We start from the raw sequence: 17,773 nt of genomic DNA on the forward strand, positions 1-17,773 counted from the left end.
CCTCCCGTTTTTAAGTATACTAGTATCCCCATATTGATCTTGGGAAGAGGCGAGAGATGGAAAACGCATTGGTGCTGCTGGTTGTCGGGCTGACACCGGCTATGGTCGGCGAACACACGCCCAATATCGCGCGGCTGGCTGAGGCGGGCGGGATGCGCCCGCTGCAAACAGTTGTGCCGGCCGTGACCTGCACCGTGCAAGCCACGCTGATGACAGGGGAATTACCCGCCGTGCATGGTGCCGTTGCCAATGGCTGGCTGTTTCGCGACACCTATGAGGTCGCGCTGTGGAAACAGTCCGAGACCCTGCTGTCGGGCGAGACGATCTGGGACGCAGGCAAAAAGCGCGACGCGGGTTTCACCTGCGCAAAGATGTTCTGGTGGTATAATATGCAGACCAGCGCCGATTGGTCGGCAACGCCGCGCCCGATGTATCCCGCCGATGGCCGCAAAGTGCCCGACCATTACACCCAGCCCGGCGCACTCAGGGACGAGCTGAACGCCCACCTTGGGCCTTTTCCGCTGTTCAACTACTGGGGGCCGACGGCCAGCATCGCCTCGACCAACTGGATCGTGGGCGCGACGCGGCATGTGATGGACAGCCGCGATCCGACGCTGACCTTGGCCTATATTCCGCACCTCGATTACGACCTGCAGCGGCTGGGGCCGGATCTGGCAAACCCCGATATCCAGCGCGCACTGCGCGAGGTTGATGCCGCCATTGCCCCGCTGATTGCAGAGGCGCAGGCGCAGGGCCGCGCCGTGATCATCGTGTCGGAATACGGGATCACCCCCGTCCGCGATGCCATCCACATCAACCGCGCCCTGCGCGAGGCGGGCATGATCGCCTGGCGCGACGAGATGGGGCGCGAGATGATCGACCTGGGCGCATCCCGCGCCTTTGCCATGGTCGACCACCAGATCGCGCATATCTATGTCAGGGATGCGGCGGATATCGAGGCTGTCGCCGAATTGGTGCGCGGTCTTGATGGGGTGGAAAGCGTCACCGCCGACACAGCCGCCCTCGGCCTTGACCACCCGCGCGCTGGGGAACTCGTCGCGATCAGCGCGCCGGATCGCTGGTTCAGCTATTACTATTGGCTGGACGAGGCCAAGGCCCCCGATTACGCCGCCACCGTCGATATCCACCGCAAGCCCGGCTATGATCCGGTCGAGCTGTTCGTCGACCCCGCCCTGCGCGCGGCCAAGGCGCAGATCATCTGGAAAATCGCCAAGCGCAAACTGGGGATGCGGGGGCTGCTCGACATCATCTCGACCCATCGCAGCGATCTGGTCAAGGGATCGCATGGCCGCCTGACCGACCGCCCCGAGGACGGCCCGCTGGTGATCTCGACCCGCGCCGATCTGCTGCCAGAGGGCCCGATGGCATCGACCGCGTTCAAGGCCTTCGTGCTGGATCACATCTTCGCTTAGGTGCCGCGCACCCATTTTTGCAACCACAGGGTCAGCGGGAAACCGAGCGCCGCAAGCAGCGCGAGGCCCGTCTGACCCACGCTGGCGATCAGCATGGCATCCAGCAGCGCGATGGCGGCGATCAGCGTCGGGATGGCGCGGCCAAACTGGCGGCGGCGCGCGAAATGCAGACCTGTCAGCACCGCTGCGATCAAGGCGAGGACAAAGGGCAGCAACACCGGCATCTGCACCGCCATCCACAGCCCCCAAAGGGGTGCGGCGGCGAGGGCGGCCAGCGGCCAGATTTGACCCGCACCCTCGGCCTTGGCGAGGTAGGTCAGCCCCATCACATGGGCCATCAGCAGCGCCGCCCCCAGCCACAGGATAGGTGCAGGCGTGGCGGTCAGCGCGATGGCCGCACCGACATAGACCAGCAAACGGCACCCACCCATCAGCACCGGACCAAAGGCGTTTTCCTTATGCCGCGCATTATACAGCACGATCACACCCGCAAGGCCCGCACCCACCGCGCCGGCAGAAACCATCTGCCCGCCGGCCATCCCTGCGACCGCAAACAGCCCAACCCCCCCGCCAGCAGCGCAAAGCCCCAGCCGAATACCTCGGGCCGCAGCGCAAGACCCGCCGGGATCGGGCGATAGGGCTGATGCAGCGCGTCATAGGGCGCATCGAACGCATCGTTCAAAAACATCCCCGCGATATAGGCCAGCGCCGCCGCCGCGATCAGCAGCGCGATCTGCCCGCCCCCCGCCGACGCCCCCGATAGCGCGACGCCTGCCAAGGCATTGGTCATCACCGTCGGCAGGTTCGACACCCGCCCCAGTTTCAAGGCAGTATTGAGTTTCATGCTTGCAGCTCCGCCCGCACCCAATTCAATTCGCGCGCGATGGCATCGGGCAGTGGCTGGTTGCGATAGGCGGCGGGCAGCACATCCCAAGTATAGGTCTCGACCTCGAGATGCGCCGAGATGCCCGCGCTACGGTGCAGCGCCAATATCTGCCGCAGCATGTCCTGCGTGGTGTCGAACCCGTCCATCTGCGGCAGGAACAGCGGCACATGGAAATGCACGCGCCATTCGCGACCCATCGCGCTGTCAATCTCGGCCAGAGCAGCACCGAGGTCAGGCCATTTGCGGGCGCTGCCACCCTCGGCACGCTCGATCACCTGATGCAGGTAGGTCGGCTCGTCAAAGGGCCGCAGGCGCGCGGCGCTGTCCGGCGTGATCGCCGCAAACCGCAGGGCAGAACTGAGTTGCAGTTTGAAAATCCCGATCCCCGCCCGCTGCAGCGCTTTGACGCTGCCCGCCGCATCCTCATAGGCCAGCGCGGCGTGACAGACGTCATAGCACAGGCCCAAATGGCGGCGCAGCGCGGTGGCGGCATCGGTGACCGTCAGGCCAGAGAGCGCGGCAAGGCGATAGGCGGCGGCATCGCTATGCAGATGGGCTCTAAAGAACGCCACCGCCTCGGCCACGGTTTCCAAGAAGCACCACGGCTCGGGTTCCAGCGCCAGGGTGATGGTCTTGCCGGTGCGGGCGCGCAGCGCCACCAGATGGGCGGTGGCAGTGATCAACCCCTCGGCCATCGCGGCCTCGTTTCCCTTGGCCCAAGGCGCGAAACTGCCCGGAACAGTGCTGATGCTGCCGGTCTCGACATCATCGGGCAGCAGGGCGGCAAGAATATCGGCAAGGCGATTGGTATAGGTCAGCCGATCCGCGCTTTGCCAATCGGGGGCATAGACCTGTTCCTTGACCCGCGTGCCGTGAAAATCGCCGTAAGGAAAGCCATTGATCGTAAAGACATAGGCATTCGCATCGCGCAGATAGGCGCGGAATTCGTCCAGCGCATCGCCACCCGCAAGCTCGGCCGCCGCGCGGGCCGACAGGCGCAGCCCGATGCCAAAGGGCGCATCGGGCGCGACCTGCGCCTTGATCGGGGGGATGTGATGGCTGAGCGCGGCAAAGGTCTCGGGCCAGCTTTCGGCGGGGTGGATATTGCTGCAATAGGTCAGATGCGCGCCGCCGATCTTCATGCCGCGCCGCCCGCTAAATCATGCGCCGCGGCGATCATGGCGGCGTGGTCGATATGATGCACCTCGACCCCCTTGCCGATGGCTTTCAGCAGAGTGATGGTCAACTCGCCGCCCAGATGTTCCTGAAATTCGACCAGCCCCGCCATTAGCACATCGGTATTCGCCAGCAGCGGATGCTCCAGCGTGAACCCCAGCGCCCGCAGCAGCGCCAGCGCGCGATCCGCCTGCGGGCGGCGGAGCAGCCCCACGCGCACCGCATAAAGGCAATCCAGCGCCATGCCGATGGCCACCGCCTCGCCGTGGCGCAGGGTGAAACCGCTCATGATTTCCAGCCGGTGCGCGGCCCAATGACCGAAATCCAACGGGCGCGCGGTGCCGCGCTCGAACGGATCGCCGCCTTGACCGATCTGATGCATATGCAGCTCGGCACAGCGACGGATCATGTAATCCATCGCATCGGGGTGAAATGCGGCAAGGTCACCCGCCGCTGATTCCAGCCATTCGAAAAAGGCACGGTCGCGGATCAGCGCAACTTTCACCGCCTCGGCCATACCGGCCCGCTTTTCGCGGTCGGGCAGAATGTCGATGAAATCGAGGTCGTTCAGCACGGCAAAAGGCGGCGCGAATGTGCCAAAGTAGTTTTTCGCCCCATGCAGATTGACGCCGTTTTTCACGCCCACACCGGAATCGTTTTGCGACAAAACAGTGGTCGGCACGCGGATATGGCGGATGCCGCGATGCGCGGTTGCCGCCGCCAGCCCCACCGCATCAAGAAAAGCCCCGCCGCCAATCGCCACCACATAGGAATGGCGGTCGATGCCGTGTTCGACCATGGCCTGCTGCATGTCCAGCACATGGGTCAGGCCCTGCTTTACCCCTTCGCCGCCGTCCATCACGATGGGCGGGGCGGCCAGTTCCACTTGCAGGGGGTGGCTTGCGACAAAGCTTGCAATCTCGCCCGGCAGCGCGGGGCGCGCGGCCATCACGCCGCTATCAACGAAAATCAGCAGGCGTTGCGCCTGCGCCGCATCGCCCAAGACCTGCAACAGCGCGGGATTGCCGGGGCGGAACAGGCGGCGGGTGAACACCACCGGAAACTCGTAATCGACCGCGAATTTCTGCAGGCGCGTCAGCGGATTACGGGCGTGATCTGGACTGAAATGTTGCATTATTTGACCCCCTTCGCATCCGCCATCGCCTGCGCCTGCAGCGCAAGGCGCGTCACCGTATGCGTATGCTGGAACGTCCCTGCCGCCGTGCCGCGCGTCAGCACATCCTGCCCCAGATCGCGGAAATAGGTCAGCGGCACATCGGAACAGTCGATATGCGTCACCGCGCTATGGCTGACCCAAAACAGATGATCCGTGCCCGCACGTCCCGCGACATCGACATATTTGCGCAGCTCGATATAACCTTGGGTGCCCAGCAGGGTCAGGCGGCCATCGCCCCAGTTGGGCAGCGCGTCGGGCGTGTACCAATCCATCCGCGCATAGCCGCGCACATCGCCCGCCTGCAACAGCATCTCGCCAAAATCCTGAAAATCCGGATCGCCGGGATTGGCGTAATTGGCCGCGCTGGCGCTGATGATCTGCGCGTCATCCGCCCCGGCAAAGGTCAGGAACTGGTCGATCTGATGCGTGCCGATATCGCCCAGAATCCCACCGTATAGCGCCCGATCAAAGAACCAATCGGGCCGTGTCTGGCGGTTCAGACGATGCGGGCCCATCGCCAACGTCTGAACCAAGGTTCCGATCGCGCCGCCTTGCACCAGCTCGAGTGCCTTCAGCACCGAGGGCACCTCGTAGCGTTCGGAGAAATCCACCGACCAGATGCGCCCGGTGGCCTGAACCACCGCCGTCACCTGTTCCAATTCCTGCGCGGAAATGACGCCGGGCTTGTCCAGCATCACATCCTTGCCGTGCTCCATCGCCGCGATCGCCAGAGCCGCGCGGGTCTGCGGCGGGGCGGCGATCAGGATCAGGTTAATCTCGGGGTCATCCAGCAGCGCTTGGCGGGCGGTAACGCGAGGCAGATCCGGAAAGCGTTTCACGAAACCCGCCAGCGGCGCGGGATCGCCATCCGTCCACCAGCCCTTGGCCCGCGCGCCGGTGGCCAGCATCCCCTCGAGCATCCCATAGATATGGCGGTGATCAATGCCGATCACGCCGATCACGACATCACGGTTAAGCATCGGCCAACTCCGACAGGCTGACGCGCCGCCCCTCGCGCGAGGACAGCACCAGCGCGTCGATCAGTCTATGCACCAGCAGCCCCTCGGCCACGGTGACGCGCGGGGCGCGGCCATCCGCAATCGCGGTAATGAAATCGCGCTGCGCTTCCATATGCCAGTCGAACGGGAAGGCCATCGGATCGGCACCGCCGCCGGTATTCGCCTCCTCGCCAAAGCTTTCCACCCGCTCGTCGTGGTAACGCACGGTCAGCACGCCCGAGGCCAGATGCACGGCGGCATGGGTAAAGCCGAGCTCTATGCTTTCGGCCCCGCCCGGAAAGGCGGCGGTTGTCGCCATGATCGACCCCAGCGCACCGTTTTCGAACCTGAGGCCCGCGCCGACGAAATCCTCGGCCTCCATATTGTGCAGTTTGGACGTGCCCATCAGGGCGCTGACCTCGGCCACGGGGCCGGTATAGCTTTGCAGCAGATCCAGCGTATGGATCGCCTGATTGATCAAAACGCCGCCGCCATCGCGGGCATAGGTGCCGCGACCCGGCTCGTCATAATAGCTTTGCGCGCGCCACCACGGCACATTCACCTGCGCGATGCCCAGATCGCCCAGCGTGCCGCCCGCGATCAGTTCGCGCAGCTTTTCGGACGCCGCGCGGAACCGGTGCTGGAACACAACGCCAAGGGTGATGCCGCCCCGCGCGGCGATAGCGACCAGTTCGGCACCGGCCGCCGAATCCCGCTCGACCGGTTTTTCCATCAGCACGTGTTTCCCCGCCGCCGCTGCCGCCGTCACGATAGATTTACGCGCATTGGGCGGGGTCAGCACGATCAGCATGTCGATATCGGGCTGCGCCAGCATCGCCTCAAAACTGGCGGCAATCGGCAGGTTCCACTGGTTGCAAAACGCCTCGAGCCGCAGTGGGTCGCGGTCAAAGACACCGCGCACTTGGGCGATATCGCGCAGCTCCTCTAGGGCGCGGGCATGAATACCGGCAACCATCCCCACCCCGACCAATCCGATCCCGATCATGACCTTCTCCCTCTTGCAGTGTCGCTCAATTTGGCCCGCGCAATTTGGCTTGTCGGGCCGCATTTTGTTATATAGGTATTCTAGTATTCCAGCCATGTCCACCGTGCAATCACCGCACATGGGTCCAAGGCCAAGCTAAGGAGATCGACGTGCAAAAGACACTGATGCGTCAAACGTGGCGCTGGTTCGGGCCCGAGGACAAAGTCACCCTGCAAGACGCCCGCCAGGCCGAGGCCGAGGGGATCGTCACATCCCTTTATCACATCACCCCCGGCGAAGTTTGGACGCGTGATGCCATTCGCGCGCTGAAACAAAACGTGCAAACCAACCCCGATGGCAGCGCAACCGGCCTGACATGGGATGTGGTCGAAAGCCTGCCCGTGACCGAGGCGATCAAGACCCAGACCGGCCGCTGGCGCGAAGATATCGCGAATTGGAAGACCAGCCTTGAACACCTTGCGGCCGAGGGGCTGGAGGTCGTCTGCTATAACTTTATGCCGATCCTGGATTGGACGCGCACCGCGCATCGGCATGTGCTGGACAACGGCGGCACGGCGATGATGTTCGATCTGGCGGAATTCGCCTATTTCGACACTGATATCCTGCGCCGCGATGGGGCCGCGGGCGATTATCCCGCCGATGTGCTGGCGGATGCGGCCAAAATCGGCGCCGCGATGAATGACACCCAGCGCGCGGCGCTGGCCGATGCGATTGTGGCGGGCCTTGCGGGCGCGATGGAATCCTGGACGGTCGACACATTGCGCCAGCAGTTGACGCAATATGCCGGCATGTCGAATGCGGGCCTGCGCCGCCATCTGGTTGATTTCCTGCAAGAAGTCGTCCCCCATGCTGAAAGGCTGGGTCTGCGCCTGTGCTGTCACCCCGATGATCCGCCCTTTTCGCTGCTGGGTCTGCCCAAAGTTGCCTCGACCGAGGAAGACTATCGCCTGATGATCGAGGCCGTCGATAGCCCCGCGAACGGGATCACCTTTTGCACCGGCTCGCTTGGGTCGCGCGATGATGTGGATCTGCCGGGATTTGTCGAACGGCTGGGGCACCGGATTTCCTTTGTCCACCTGCGCAATGTCACCCGCCACCGCGCGGGCGTGCCGACCGGATTTCTGGAAGACACCCATCTGGGCGGCGATGTCGATATGGTCGCGGTGGTGCGCGCGCTGCTGGCGCAGCAAAAACAGCGCCAAACGGCCGGTCGCAGCGATTGGCAGATTCCCTTCCGCCCCGATCACGGCCAAGATCTATTGACCGATGCCGCGCGGGGGGCGCGCGCCGGTTATCCTGCGGTGGGTCGCCTGAAAGGCATGGCCGAGCTGCGCGGCGTCATGCACGCTTTGGCCTGATCGCGGGCAGACGGAGGGGGGAATATGGAACGGTTAAGTGCAAAGGGGCTAAGTTCAAAAGGGCCGGGCGCCCTGCCCGCAGATATTGCGGTGCCCGGATACGACCGGGCGCAGGTGACAAACGGCATCGTCCATCTGGGCATCGGCGCATTTCATCGCGGCCATATGGCGGTTTATGTCGATACGCTGCTGGCGGATGATCCCCATTGGGGCATTATCGGCGCCAGCCTGCGCCGCCCCGACACGAAGGTCGCGCTCGAGCCGCAGGACGGGCTTTATACCGTCTCGGCCCGCGATGGCGCGGGCGAGCAGTTGCGCATCATCGGTGCCATCCGCGAGATTATCGACGCCTCAGCGGATGTCGCTCCGCTGATCGCCCGCATGGCCGCGCCCGAGATTCGCATCTTTTCCCTGACCGTGACCGAAAAAGGCTATTGCCACGATCCCGCCAGCGGCGCATTGCGCGCCGATCACCCCGATGTGGTGGCGGATCTGCAAAACCCCGCCTCCCCTCGCTCGGTGCCGGGCGTCATCACCGCCGCCCTTGCCGCGCGGCGCGCGGGCGGCGCGGGGCCTGTCACCGTCCTGTCCTGCGACAACCTGCAAGGCAATGGCGAGATTGCCCGCGCCGCTATTACCGGATTTGCGCGGCGGGTTGACCCTGCTTTGGCCGATTGGATCGCGGCGCATGTCACCTTCCCCTCGACCATGGTCGACCGCATCGTGCCCGCCACCACCGATGCCGACCGCGCCGCCATCGCCGCCCGCCTTGGGGTGGAGGACGCCTGGCCCATCGTGACCGAACCCTTTCATCAATGGGTGATCGAGGATCACTTCGCCGCCGGTCGCCCCGCCTTTGACAGGGCCGGCGCGCAGCTGGTCGCCGATGTCGCCCCGTTCGAGTTGATGAAACTGCGCTTGCTGAACGGCAGCCACTCGACCCTCGCCTATCTGGGGCAGCTTTTGGGTCACGAGGAGGTCGCGCAGGCGATCCGCGATCCGCTGCTGGGTGCGATGATCCCCCGCATGATGGCAGATGAAATCCGCCCGACGCTGGATGTGCCCGGAATCGACCTGGGTGATTACTGCGCCGCGCTGGTGGCACGGTTCGCGAACCCCAGCCTGCACCACCGCACGGCCCAGATCGCGATGGATGGCAGCCAAAAACTGCCGCAGCGCATTATCGCGCCGCTGCGGGCGCGCGCGGGCAAAGGTCTGGCCTCGCCGCTGTTGACCCTCAGTCTTGCCGGTTGGATCGCCTATATGATGCAGCGCGGCGATACGATCGCCGATCCGCAGGCCGCGCTGCTGCAAACCGCCGCACAAGGCCAATCGCCTGCGCAGGCAACCGCGCGCGTCCTTGGCCTCACCCAGATTTTCGGGCCGATGGATGATTTTCTGCGCGATCTGATCCCGCAGACCGCCCCCCATGTCGCCCGCATCATCGAAGGCGGCCCCGCCGCCGCGATCCAATACGCTTTGAAAGGGGCAAATGCATGAGCCTGCTGCATCCCGACCGCCTGTTCCCTGCCAATCCCGCCAGCCGCGATATCGCACGCGATCTGTTCCAATCGGTGCAGAACGTGCCGATCATCAGCCCGCACGGCCATACCGACCCGCGCTGGTATGCCGAGGATGCGGCCTTTACCAACGCCTCGGACCTGCTGCTGGTGCCTGACCATTACGTGCTGCGGATGCTGGTCAGCCAAGGCGTCAAGCTTGAGGATCTGGGCGTCGCACCGCTGGACGGCGGCGCATACGCCCGCGATCCGCGCAAAATCTGGCAGCTCTTCGCAGCGCATTACCACCTGTTCGCGGGCACGCCGACGCGGCTGTGGATGGATCACACCTTTCAGACGCTGTTCGGGATGCAGGACCGCCTGACCCCCGCGAATGCCGACCTTTACTTCGACACGATCAACGAAAGCCTGACCCAGCCGGAATTTCGCCCGCGCGCCCTGTTCCAGCGCTTTAATATCGAGGTGATCTCGACGACTGAGAGCGCGCTGGATGATCTGCGCTGGCACCAGATGATCAAGGACAGCGGTTGGAACGGTCGCGTTGTCACCACCTATCGCCCCGATTCCGTGACCGATCCCGATTTCGAGGGCTTTGCCGCAAACCTTGATACATTCGGCGATCTGACCGGCTGTGACACCGGCACATGGCAGGGCTATCTGGACGCTCACCGCGCCCGCCGCGCCTTTTTCAAAACCCATGGCGCAACCGCATCCGACCACGGCCACCCCAGCGCGCAAACCGCCAATCTGGATGCAGCCAGTGCCGCCGCGCTGTATGGCCGTATCCGCACGGGACGCGCTGACGCCGCTGACCGCGCGCTGCTGCGCGCCCAGATGCTGACCGAGATGGCCAAGATGAGCCGCGACGACGGGCTGGTGATGCAATTGCATGTCGGCTCATCGCGCAATCATGCTGCGGGGATTTTCCAGCGCTTTGGCCGCGACAAAGGGTTTGATATTCCCGCGCGCGCATCATTCACGGCGGAGCTGCAGCCGTTGCTGGATGTGGTCGGCCTTGATCCCTCGGTGACTATCATCCTGTTTACATTGGACGAAAGCAACTACACGCGGGAACTCGCGCCCCTGGCGGGTGCCTATCCCGCGCTGCGCCTTGGCCCGGCATGGTGGTTCCACGACAGTGCCGAGGGGATGCGCCGCTATCGCCAGATGGTCACAGAGACCGCCGGTTTTTATAATACCGTCGGCTTTAACGACGACACCCGCGCCTTCCCCTCGATCCCCGCGCGCCATGACGTCGCCCGCCGTGTCGATGCGGCTTTCCTTGCCGATCTGGTGGCCGACCACCGGCTGGATCTGGATGAGGCGGCGGGGCTGATGCAGGATCTGACCTATGGCCTTGCCAAGAAAACCTATCGGCTTTGACGGATTGGCAAGGTCAGGCGCACAGATAGCCCGCCACCCGGGCGGTTCGACAGATCCAGCCTGCCGCCCCGGCGCGCGATAATGCTTTGGGCGATGGCAAGGCCAAGGCCGCTGCCCTCGCCGCTTTCATCCAGCCGCGCGCCGCGTGACAGCAGACGTTCGCGCTGATCGTCGGGCAGGCCGGGGCCGTCGTCGCAGATGGTAATGGCGATCTGATCGCCCACCGCTTTGGCCTGCAGCAAAACCTCGGCCGCAGCATGGCGCACGGCGTTTTCGGTGATCGCGCCCAGCAGTTCGGCCAGCTCCTCGGGCGGCAGGGCAACGGTCAGATCTGCAGGGATTGTATTTTCCAACACCAAAGTCTCGGCCTCGGGCACGCGGGCCAGCACTGACAGCACGCCCTGCGCGACCTTGCGCAGATCGCTTGTGCCGCGCTGTGCACGGGTGCGCATCAGTTCGAAATCAACCTGACGCCGCATCCGCGCCACCAGATCATTGATGCTGCGGGCGGCTTGCCCTTGGCCGCTGGCATCCAGACGCGCGGCCTCGCCCAGCAGCGCCTGCAACGGGGTTTTCAACCCATGCGCAAGGTCGCTGGCACGATGCTGCGCAAGGCGCACCTCTTGCTCATGCTGGTCCAGCAGCGCATCCACCTCGGCCGCCAGGGGCTGAACCTCGGACGGCCAACCAGCGCCCATCCGCGCCGCCTTACCGCGCCGCAGATGCCCAACGCGGGTGCGTAACGCCTGCAACGGCCGCAGCCCAAGGTAAATCTGCGCCACACCCGCCGCGATCAGAACCAGTTCCAACACCAGCAGATAGGGCAGCATATCGCGGATGAATTCCTGCCCAGCTGCATCGATACTGGCCGCATCCATCGCAACCACAACCCGCGCCGCCCCGCCCCCCAACGCGGCGGGCAGCGCGATCTGTTGACTGCGGGCCAACAAATCCTCGCCCTGCGGGCCAGAGATGCGCGTGAAGGACGGCCCCGTGCCCTTGCCCGTTTCCAGCACCCCATCCCATAACGAGCGTGACCGGCTTTGCCCGTCCGCAGTATCAATCTGCCAATAGAGCCCGCCGTAAACCCGCTGAAATCGCGGATCAGACAGTGGCGCGCCAGCCGTGACGCCCGCGCCTGCCACAGTCAGCCCCCCCAGCAATTGATCGAAATGCACGGTCAGCTCGGCCTCGGCCCGGCGTTCGACATGGCTGTTGAACAGCGATGACAGGCCGACAAAAGCCACCCCCAGCGCCAGCGTAATGCAGACCAGCCCCAACAGCGCCAGCCGAAGACCCAGCGAGATCGCCCTCATGCGTCGGTCTGCAGGTAATAGCCAAAGCCGCGCCGCGTATTCAAAATGCCGGGGCCAAGCTTGCGGCGCAGCCGCGCGATCGCGGCCTCTAGCGCATTCACCTCTTTGGTGTCGTCATCGCCGTAAAGATGTTCCAGCAGTTCCACCGCAGGCACGGCGCGGCTCTGGTTCAATGCCAGCAATGACAAAATGCGATATTCCAAAGCAGTAACAAAGACTTGCGCGCCGTTCAGCCGCACCTCCATCCGCGTCGTGTCCACCTCGAGCGCGCCTGCCGCGATGCGCGGCGCGGCCTGCCCGCCTGCGCGACGCACCAGCGCCCGCGCGCGCGACACAAGTTCAGCCATCTGAAACGGCTTTGGCAGATAATCATCCGCGCCCGCGTCGATCCCCTCGACGCGTTCCTGCCAGGTGCCGCGCGCGGTCAGGATCAGCACCGGCATCACCCGCCCGCCCGCGCGCCAGCGGCGCAACACCGTCATGCCGTCCAGTTGCGGCAAGCCCAAATCCAGCACGATCAGATCGTATTCCTCAGTATCGCCCAGAAACCACGCCGCCTCGCCATCCGCCGCGTGATCGACCAGAAAGCCCGCCTGCGTCAGCGCCGCCGCCACATCGGCGGCAATGGCGGCATCATCCTCGACACAAAGGGCGCGCATCAGTCGTCATCCTCGTATTCGCTATCGATGATAACGCCGGTCTGCGCATCGATCTCAAGCTCCAACAGACGCCCGTCGAACAGCAGCATCTCGATCTCGTAAATGAAGCGACCGTCATCCTCATCGTAATCCACCTCGATCACGCGGCCCGCAACATCCGCCTCGATCCGCGCAAGGATGGTCGACAGGGGCAGGATCTCGCCGCGCGCCAGGGCGTCGCGGGCGCGATCTTGGTCACTATCGGCAGCGGCCGGCAGCGCAAGCAGGCACACAAAGGGAAGGATTAGATGTTTCATGCGCCCCTTATGCCCGATCCGCCCTGACTTTTCCCTGACAGGCCGCGTCAGGCGGGCGTCAGCCTGCTTATGCTAGATCGATTCGTATCACGACCAACCCCAAGAGGATACGATATGAAAACCCTGATGAAATATGCCGCAGTCACCGCCCTGATCCTTGGCGCGGGTGCCGCCGTTGCCCAAACCCAAACCCGTCCAGCCGACGGCCAATGGATGAGCGTCGCCGCCCTTGCCGCAAAGCTGGAAGGCGAAGGCTATACCCTTTACGAAGTCGAGCGTGACGACGGCGTCTATGAGGTGAAAATGATCGACGCCCAAGGCTTCCGCGTCGAGGCGCATCTGGACCCCGCCACCGGCGACCGCCTGCAAGGCCCGCGTTGGGACGATTAATCCGCCTCAAACGCCTCGGGTGCCAAGTCACGCCAAAAGGCGGCAATCGCCTCGGCATTGAGGGCGGACATCCAGCCATGGCGTTCAAAATCGTCGCGTGCCGCCCCATCTAGGCGCGCGACGAATAGCCGTTTGTCGGCATCGCGCTGCGTTGGCGTGCGCGCGGCCGCCAGATCACGAATGATCTCCAACCGACGCGCGCGGCCGGTCAATGGCTTGGCCGGGGTTTCGCTGCGAAACTCGGACGCCGGTGCGCCCTCAGCCAAGATGCGGGTCAGATAGCCGACCGCGTTGCGCACATCGCTTTGGCCCGCGACATAATCCAGCTTTTCCTGCACATGGCCCTGCCCATATTCCGCGATCCACTGCCGTGCGAGGCGATCCGACGCGCCAAGCCCGCGCAGCCGTGCATAGGTATCGGTGTTGCGCAGCCCCTCGCCGTCATCCAGATCGAGGATCGACAACTGCGGGTTCACCTGAATCAAAAACCGGATCTCGGTCACCGTGCGGCCCATTTTGCGCAGATCGGGCGTCACGATGATATTGGACGTCTTGTTCACCTCGGCCACGGCGGGCTTGATGATCTTGGCGTTCAGATGCTTGAACTCGTCATAATAGGGGCTGTCCGCCACCCCCATCAGCCGCCGGAACAGATCAATCGACCACCAGCCGGTCGATCCCGTGCGCACGAACCGATAGCAGTTCTCATAAAGCGCCAGCGCATGGCCCGAATTGAACCGCCGCTGAATGTTCAGATTGATCAGCGCGAAAACCTTGGGGTCGTTCAGCTTTTCCGCCAGCGCGGGCGAATAGGCATATTCGCAGACCCCGCCGCGCAGCCGCGCATAGGACAGCATGGCCGACACGCCCCATTCCTGCTGCCCCTCGGCATCCAGCATGTCCCATTCGGCGACCGTCTCGGCCAATCCGCGCAGCGCCGCTTTCAGCGTCTCGATATCGTTGGAATTATAGCCGATCATCATGCACAACGTGCGCGCATCAATCTGGTGGCGCGTCGCCGTGGTCAGCGTGTCATAGGCGTTCAGCAGCAGCACATTCGACAGCTTGCGCTGCAGCAGCGACAATTTCCCCGAAATATGAATCGCCGCGACGTGCTTTTTCACCTCGCCGCGCCGCAGCGGGCCCGTCAACTGATCCTTTGGAATATCTGCGATCTCGCCGCGTGCCATCTGTTCCGCTCTCAAAGGAATCGCCTTCCCTATTGATGTGACAAAAGGTTCCCAGAGACAATCCTTTTGCGGAAACCTATATGCGCGTCCCGTATACGGATACTTAACGCAACGCACGTTGCAGGAAAGGTATCCAAATACAGGGGCACGCTTTGCCGGATTCGCGCAGATTGCCGCTATGTCGTGAAAATAGCCGCAAAACGGGCAGAAATCGCTTGTTCCACGGGCAGGCCCACCCGGTTTCCCTGCGAATCGGCGCCCTTTACCCCGCAATAGGGCACCTTATATCCCGTATTCTGGCACCACTGCCCCTGTATATTGGCACCTAATACTATCTATGCGTCTGAAATCACGCGCATAATTTGACCGTAAAGACTCTTAAAGATTCTAAATATTCTCAAACAAACGCTGCTGCTTTTTATGGATATTGCTTGGCTTCAGCGTATTTCCTTTTTGTCGCGTGATGTGCCATATATTGGGCGATATCCTTAGGAATAGCGGACAAGGGCGTTCACATGGCAAAACCCCCTCCACCCTCAGCCAAAGCCGGGCTGCCGCCTTATTACAATATTGATCCTGAACGCGCTGCTGCAAAACTTGCGCAGCCCATCGACACCGCGCGTTTTGCCAAGGCGGCGACCTTTGCCGCGCGCGGCCGCGATGATCTGGCGCGGCGCGGCTATGCCCCCGATGGGCAAAAGCGCCTGCGCAAGTTTTCGACCTGGGAAGTCTGCAAATATCTGCTGCCGGTGAACTCGGCCCATTTGCGGCGCGTCTTGCGCCAAAACCCCGATCTGCCTCAGGGCGAGGGCGAGGCGGGCTCGAAATGGTTCACCTTGGATGATGTGCTGATCCTGCGCGACCATTTCGCGAAAGAAGGCGCAAAAGACCGCGAATACAAGGCGTGGCGCCCCGAAGGTCTGCCCGCCAAAGTCGTCGCCGTCGCCAATTTCAAAGGGGGCGTTGGCAAAACCAGCACCGCCGCGCATCTGGCCATGTCCGCCGCGCTGGATGGTTACCGCGTGCTGGTGATCGACCTTGATAGCCAGGGCTCGATGACCTCGATCATGGGCTGCCAGATCGAGGATGAATGGGAAACCGTCTTTCCCCTGATCGCCCGCGACTATGCCCTGCGCTTGCAAGAAGAGAACCATATCCGCGCCGCGCAGGGCTTGACCCCGCATCCGTTCGACGAGACGCTGGCCGAGGCGCTCAAGGTTTCGCCGCGAAACCTTGTGAAACGCACCCATTGGCCGAATATCGACCTGATCGGCGCGCAATTGAACCTCTATTGGGCCGAGTTTCAGGTGCCGGTCTGGCGGATGCAACTGCGGTCTTGGGCGCTGTGGGATGCGTTGACCAATGCGCTGCAAGAGGGCGGTTTCTTGGATGATTATGATATCATCTTGCTCGATACACCGCCTGCGCTGGGGTATCTGACGATCAACGCGCTGGCGGCGGCGGATATTCTGCTGGTGCCTTTGGGCGCGAGCTTTCTTGAATTCGACTCGACCGGCCGCTTTTTCGACATGATCTATTCCACCTTCGCCTCGATCGAGGAGGGCGAGAACCGCAACCGCCGCGCCGATGGCCTGCCCGAGATGCGCTTTGAATGGGACGCTGTGCGGGCGCTGGTGACGCGGTTCGACCCGGCGCAGCAGACCGACCTTGGCAATATCATTCAGGCCTATTTTGGCGACTTCATGACCACCTACCGGCAGGAAATGACGGTGATGGTCGGCCAAGCGGGCGAGCAAGTCTCGGGCATTTACGAGATCGACTATCGCGATTTCAACCGCGACACCTATGTGCGCGGGCGCGAGACATTCGACCGCACCTGGGCAGAGGTGAAAGAAGTGATTTTGGGCACCTGGTGGCGCGACCAGCAGATGGCCCGCGCGCAAAAGGAGTAAGCCATGGCCAAACGCCGCACCCTTGGCATGCCAAGCAGCGAAGAGCTGCAACGGATCGAGGCTGAGTTTTCCCAAAGCCGCCCCACCGCCGCGCGCCCCGCCGTCCCCATCGCCCAGGTCGCGGCCGAGGCCGCCGCCGCAGGCTCTGCGCTGAGTGTTGACGACCGCATCACCGCCGCCCGCGACCGCGTTGATGCGGCGGCCTTGCGCATCGCGCAGGACAAGGGCCTGGTGATGATCGAGCTGCCGCTGGATCAGATCGACGCCGATGTGCTGGTGCGCGACCGCGTGGCGTTGGACGCGGACGAGCTGGACGAGCTGCAATCCTCGATCGCAAAGAACGGCCTGCGCCTGCCGGTCGAGGTTTTTCCGCTGGAGGGCGGCGGATATGGCCTGCTGTCCGGCTATCGCCGCCTGATGGCGCTGCGCGCGTTGCAAGCGCGCCACCGCGACCCCGCTTATGACCAGATCAAGGCCGTACTGCGCGACCCCGCCGCTATGGGCGGCACATTTGCCGCGATGGTCGAAGAGAACGAGATCCGCTCGAACCTCAGCCATTACGAGCGTGGCCGCATCGCCGTAATCGCCGCACAGCAGGGCGCCTTTACCAATGTCGAGGCTGCGGTGAACGCCCTGTTCCCCGTCGCGTCAAAGGCAAAGCGGTCAAAGATCCGTTCGTTCGCGCTGATATTCGAGGAACTCGGCGACCTTCTGCGCTTTCCCGATCAGATCAAGGAGCGCGAGGGGCTCCGTCTGGCGCAGATCCTGCGCGATGGCGGCGAGGCGCGCCTGCGCGACGCGATCGGCAGCCGCGTCGCCGCAAGTGCCGAGGATGAGGCCCGTTTGATCGCCGCGCTGCTGGATCACGCCGACACGCCCGCCACCGATAGCCGCAAAGGCGGGCGGCCACGCAAGGACGAAGGACAGGGATTGGTGCTGCCCTCGGGCCATACCGTCAAAACCCAGATGGGCCAAAATGGTTGGACCATCCGGCTTGAGGGCGGGCGCACCGTCAGCCAAGAGATGATCGACCAGATCCTGCGCGAAATCGGACGGGTGCTGGACCGCTGAT

17 protein-coding genes are annotated in these 17,773 nt (G+C 63.6%); 7 read left to right on the plus strand and 10 right to left on the minus strand.

Going from position 1 to position 17,773, the window contains the following annotated elements; all coding sequences use genetic code 11:
- Positions 1-56: 56 nt before the first annotated feature.
- Positions 57-1,433, plus strand: coding sequence for an alkaline phosphatase family protein (locus tag KVU_RS14680; protein ID WP_013368546.1), 1,377 nt, complete (start codon positions 57-59; stop codon positions 1,431-1,433).
- On the opposite strand, the gene KVU_RS16310 is transcribed toward KVU_RS14680, so the two are convergent.
- From KVU_RS16310 to KVU_RS14705, 6 genes are read right to left on the minus strand one after another with little or no spacing between them, the layout of a single operon-like run.
- On the minus strand, positions 1,430-1,957 hold the full coding sequence (locus KVU_RS16310) for a UbiA prenyltransferase family protein (protein WP_197516511.1): 528 nt from the start codon (positions 1,955-1,957) through the stop codon (positions 1,430-1,432). The genes KVU_RS14680 and KVU_RS16310 overlap by 4 nt on opposite strands.
- On the minus strand, positions 1,915-2,277 hold the full coding sequence (locus tag KVU_RS16315) for a UbiA family prenyltransferase (RefSeq protein WP_014538274.1): 363 nt from the start codon (positions 2,275-2,277) through the stop codon (positions 1,915-1,917). The genes KVU_RS16310 and KVU_RS16315 overlap by 43 nt, the downstream gene beginning before the upstream one ends.
- Positions 2,274-3,461, minus strand: coding sequence for a metabolite traffic protein EboE (gene eboE / locus KVU_RS14690; RefSeq protein ID WP_013368548.1), 1,188 nt, complete (start codon positions 3,459-3,461; stop codon positions 2,274-2,276). The genes KVU_RS16315 and eboE overlap by 4 nt, the downstream gene beginning before the upstream one ends.
- Positions 3,458-4,630, minus strand: coding sequence for a 3-dehydroquinate synthase (locus tag KVU_RS14695; RefSeq protein ID WP_013368549.1), 1,173 nt, complete (start codon positions 4,628-4,630; stop codon positions 3,458-3,460). The genes eboE and KVU_RS14695 overlap by 4 nt, the downstream gene beginning before the upstream one ends.
- On the minus strand, positions 4,630-5,652 hold the full coding sequence (locus tag KVU_RS14700) for a Gfo/Idh/MocA family protein (protein ID WP_013368550.1): 1,023 nt from the start codon (positions 5,650-5,652) through the stop codon (positions 4,630-4,632). Before KVU_RS14700 ends, KVU_RS14695 begins: the two co-directional genes overlap by 1 nt.
- Positions 5,645-6,676 carry a Gfo/Idh/MocA family protein gene (locus KVU_RS14705; protein WP_013368551.1) on the minus strand — a complete coding sequence of 344 codons (1,032 nt, stop codon included), beginning with the start codon at positions 6,674-6,676 and terminating at the stop codon, positions 5,645-5,647. Before KVU_RS14705 ends, KVU_RS14700 begins: the two co-directional genes overlap by 8 nt.
- A gap of 164 nt (positions 6,677-6,840) precedes the next feature.
- On the opposite strand from KVU_RS14705, the gene uxuA reads away from it, so the two are divergent.
- Genes uxuA through uxaC form a run of 3 tightly spaced genes read left to right on the plus strand, consistent with a single transcriptional unit; the run spans position 6,841 to position 10,937 of the window.
- Positions 6,841-8,034: a mannonate dehydratase gene (gene uxuA / locus KVU_RS14710; RefSeq protein WP_044008248.1), complete on the plus strand. Its 1,194-nt coding sequence runs from the start codon at positions 6,841-6,843 to the stop codon at positions 8,032-8,034.
- Between the two features lie 24 nt (positions 8,035-8,058).
- Positions 8,059-9,534: a mannitol dehydrogenase family protein gene (locus tag KVU_RS14715; RefSeq protein WP_014538275.1), complete on the plus strand. Its 1,476-nt coding sequence runs from the start codon at positions 8,059-8,061 to the stop codon at positions 9,532-9,534.
- Positions 9,531-10,937, plus strand: coding sequence for a glucuronate isomerase (uxaC, locus tag KVU_RS14720; protein WP_013368555.1), 1,407 nt, complete (start codon positions 9,531-9,533; stop codon positions 10,935-10,937). The genes KVU_RS14715 and uxaC overlap by 4 nt, the downstream gene beginning before the upstream one ends.
- Here uxaC and KVU_RS14725 read toward each other — a convergent pair.
- The 3 genes from KVU_RS14725 to KVU_RS14735 are packed head-to-tail and all read right to left on the minus strand — an operon-like array spanning position 10,925 to position 13,208.
- Positions 10,925-12,253 (minus strand): sensor histidine kinase, encoded by a 1,329-nt coding sequence (locus KVU_RS14725; protein ID WP_013368556.1) that lies wholly within the window; start codon positions 12,251-12,253, stop codon positions 10,925-10,927. The genes uxaC and KVU_RS14725 overlap by 13 nt on opposite strands.
- Positions 12,250-12,912, minus strand: coding sequence for a response regulator transcription factor (locus KVU_RS14730; RefSeq protein WP_013368557.1), 663 nt, complete (start codon positions 12,910-12,912; stop codon positions 12,250-12,252). Before KVU_RS14730 ends, KVU_RS14725 begins: the two co-directional genes overlap by 4 nt.
- A complete protein-coding gene (locus KVU_RS14735) occupies positions 12,912-13,208 on the minus strand; it encodes a PepSY domain-containing protein (protein ID WP_013368558.1) in 297 nt (98 codons plus the stop codon). The genes KVU_RS14730 and KVU_RS14735 overlap by 1 nt, the downstream gene beginning before the upstream one ends.
- Positions 13,209-13,322: 114 nt before the next feature.
- On the opposite strand from KVU_RS14735, the gene KVU_RS14740 reads away from it, so the two are divergent.
- A complete protein-coding gene (locus tag KVU_RS14740; protein ID WP_014538276.1) occupies positions 13,323-13,598 on the plus strand; it encodes a PepSY domain-containing protein in 276 nt (91 codons plus the stop codon).
- Here the strand turns inward: KVU_RS14740 and KVU_RS14745 are convergent.
- On the minus strand, positions 13,595-14,788 hold the full coding sequence (locus tag KVU_RS14745) for a replication initiation protein (protein WP_013368559.1): 1,194 nt from the start codon (positions 14,786-14,788) through the stop codon (positions 13,595-13,597). The two genes, KVU_RS14740 and KVU_RS14745, sit on opposite strands and share 4 nt — an antisense overlap.
- A gap of 515 nt (positions 14,789-15,303) precedes the next feature.
- Here KVU_RS14745 and KVU_RS14750 point away from each other — a divergent pair.
- Positions 15,304-16,701: an AAA family ATPase gene (locus KVU_RS14750; protein WP_013368560.1), complete on the plus strand. Its 1,398-nt coding sequence runs from the start codon at positions 15,304-15,306 to the stop codon at positions 16,699-16,701.
- A gap of 3 nt (positions 16,702-16,704) precedes the next feature.
- Entirely contained in the window at positions 16,705-17,772 is a 1,068-nt protein-coding gene (locus tag KVU_RS14755) for a ParB/RepB/Spo0J family partition protein (protein WP_013368561.1), read from the plus strand.
- Position 17,773 lies beyond the last annotated feature (1 nt).

Origin of the sequence: Ketogulonicigenium vulgare WSH-001 (genome assembly GCF_000223375.1) — a bacterium.
In the GTDB taxonomy this organism is placed as follows: domain Bacteria; phylum Pseudomonadota; class Alphaproteobacteria; order Rhodobacterales; family Rhodobacteraceae; genus Ketogulonicigenium; species Ketogulonicigenium vulgare.

Bases quoted from the DNA above. Each gene is read 5' to 3' on its own strand.
- KVU_RS14730 (WP_013368557.1), bottom strand. From the start codon at position 12,912: ATGCGCGCCCTTTGTGTCGAGGATGATGCCGCCATTGCCGCCGATGTG.
- KVU_RS14745 (WP_013368559.1), bottom strand. From the start codon at position 14,788: ATGGCACGCGGCGAGATCGCAGATATTCCAAAGGATCAGTTGACGGGC.
- KVU_RS14740 (WP_014538276.1), top strand. From the start codon at position 13,323: ATGAAAACCCTGATGAAATATGCCGCAGTCACCGCCCTGATCCTTGGC.
- KVU_RS14695 (WP_013368549.1), bottom strand. From the start codon at position 4,630: ATGCAACATTTCAGTCCAGATCACGCCCGTAATCCGCTGACGCGCCTG.
- KVU_RS14680 (WP_013368546.1), top strand. From the start codon at position 57: ATGGAAAACGCATTGGTGCTGCTGGTTGTCGGGCTGACACCGGCTATG.
- KVU_RS14750 (WP_013368560.1), top strand. From the start codon at position 15,304: ATGGCAAAACCCCCTCCACCCTCAGCCAAAGCCGGGCTGCCGCCTTAT.
- KVU_RS14705 (WP_013368551.1), bottom strand. From the start codon at position 6,676: ATGATCGGGATCGGATTGGTCGGGGTGGGGATGGTTGCCGGTATTCAT.
- KVU_RS16315 (WP_014538274.1), bottom strand. From the start codon at position 2,277: ATGAAACTCAATACTGCCTTGAAACTGGGGCGGGTGTCGAACCTGCCG.
- KVU_RS14700 (WP_013368550.1), bottom strand. From the start codon at position 5,652: ATGCTTAACCGTGATGTCGTGATCGGCGTGATCGGCATTGATCACCGC.
- KVU_RS14735 (WP_013368558.1), bottom strand. From the start codon at position 13,208: ATGAAACATCTAATCCTTCCCTTTGTGTGCCTGCTTGCGCTGCCGGCC.
- uxaC (WP_013368555.1), top strand. From the start codon at position 9,531: ATGAGCCTGCTGCATCCCGACCGCCTGTTCCCTGCCAATCCCGCCAGC.
- KVU_RS16310 (WP_197516511.1), bottom strand. From the start codon at position 1,957: ATGGTTTCTGCCGGCGCGGTGGGTGCGGGCCTTGCGGGTGTGATCGTG.
- eboE (WP_013368548.1), bottom strand. From the start codon at position 3,461: ATGAAGATCGGCGGCGCGCATCTGACCTATTGCAGCAATATCCACCCC.
- KVU_RS14755 (WP_013368561.1), top strand. From the start codon at position 16,705: ATGGCCAAACGCCGCACCCTTGGCATGCCAAGCAGCGAAGAGCTGCAA.
- KVU_RS14715 (WP_014538275.1), top strand. From the start codon at position 8,059: ATGGAACGGTTAAGTGCAAAGGGGCTAAGTTCAAAAGGGCCGGGCGCC.
- uxuA (WP_044008248.1), top strand. From the start codon at position 6,841: ATGCGTCAAACGTGGCGCTGGTTCGGGCCCGAGGACAAAGTCACCCTG.
- KVU_RS14725 (WP_013368556.1), bottom strand. From the start codon at position 12,253: ATGAGGGCGATCTCGCTGGGTCTTCGGCTGGCGCTGTTGGGGCTGGTC.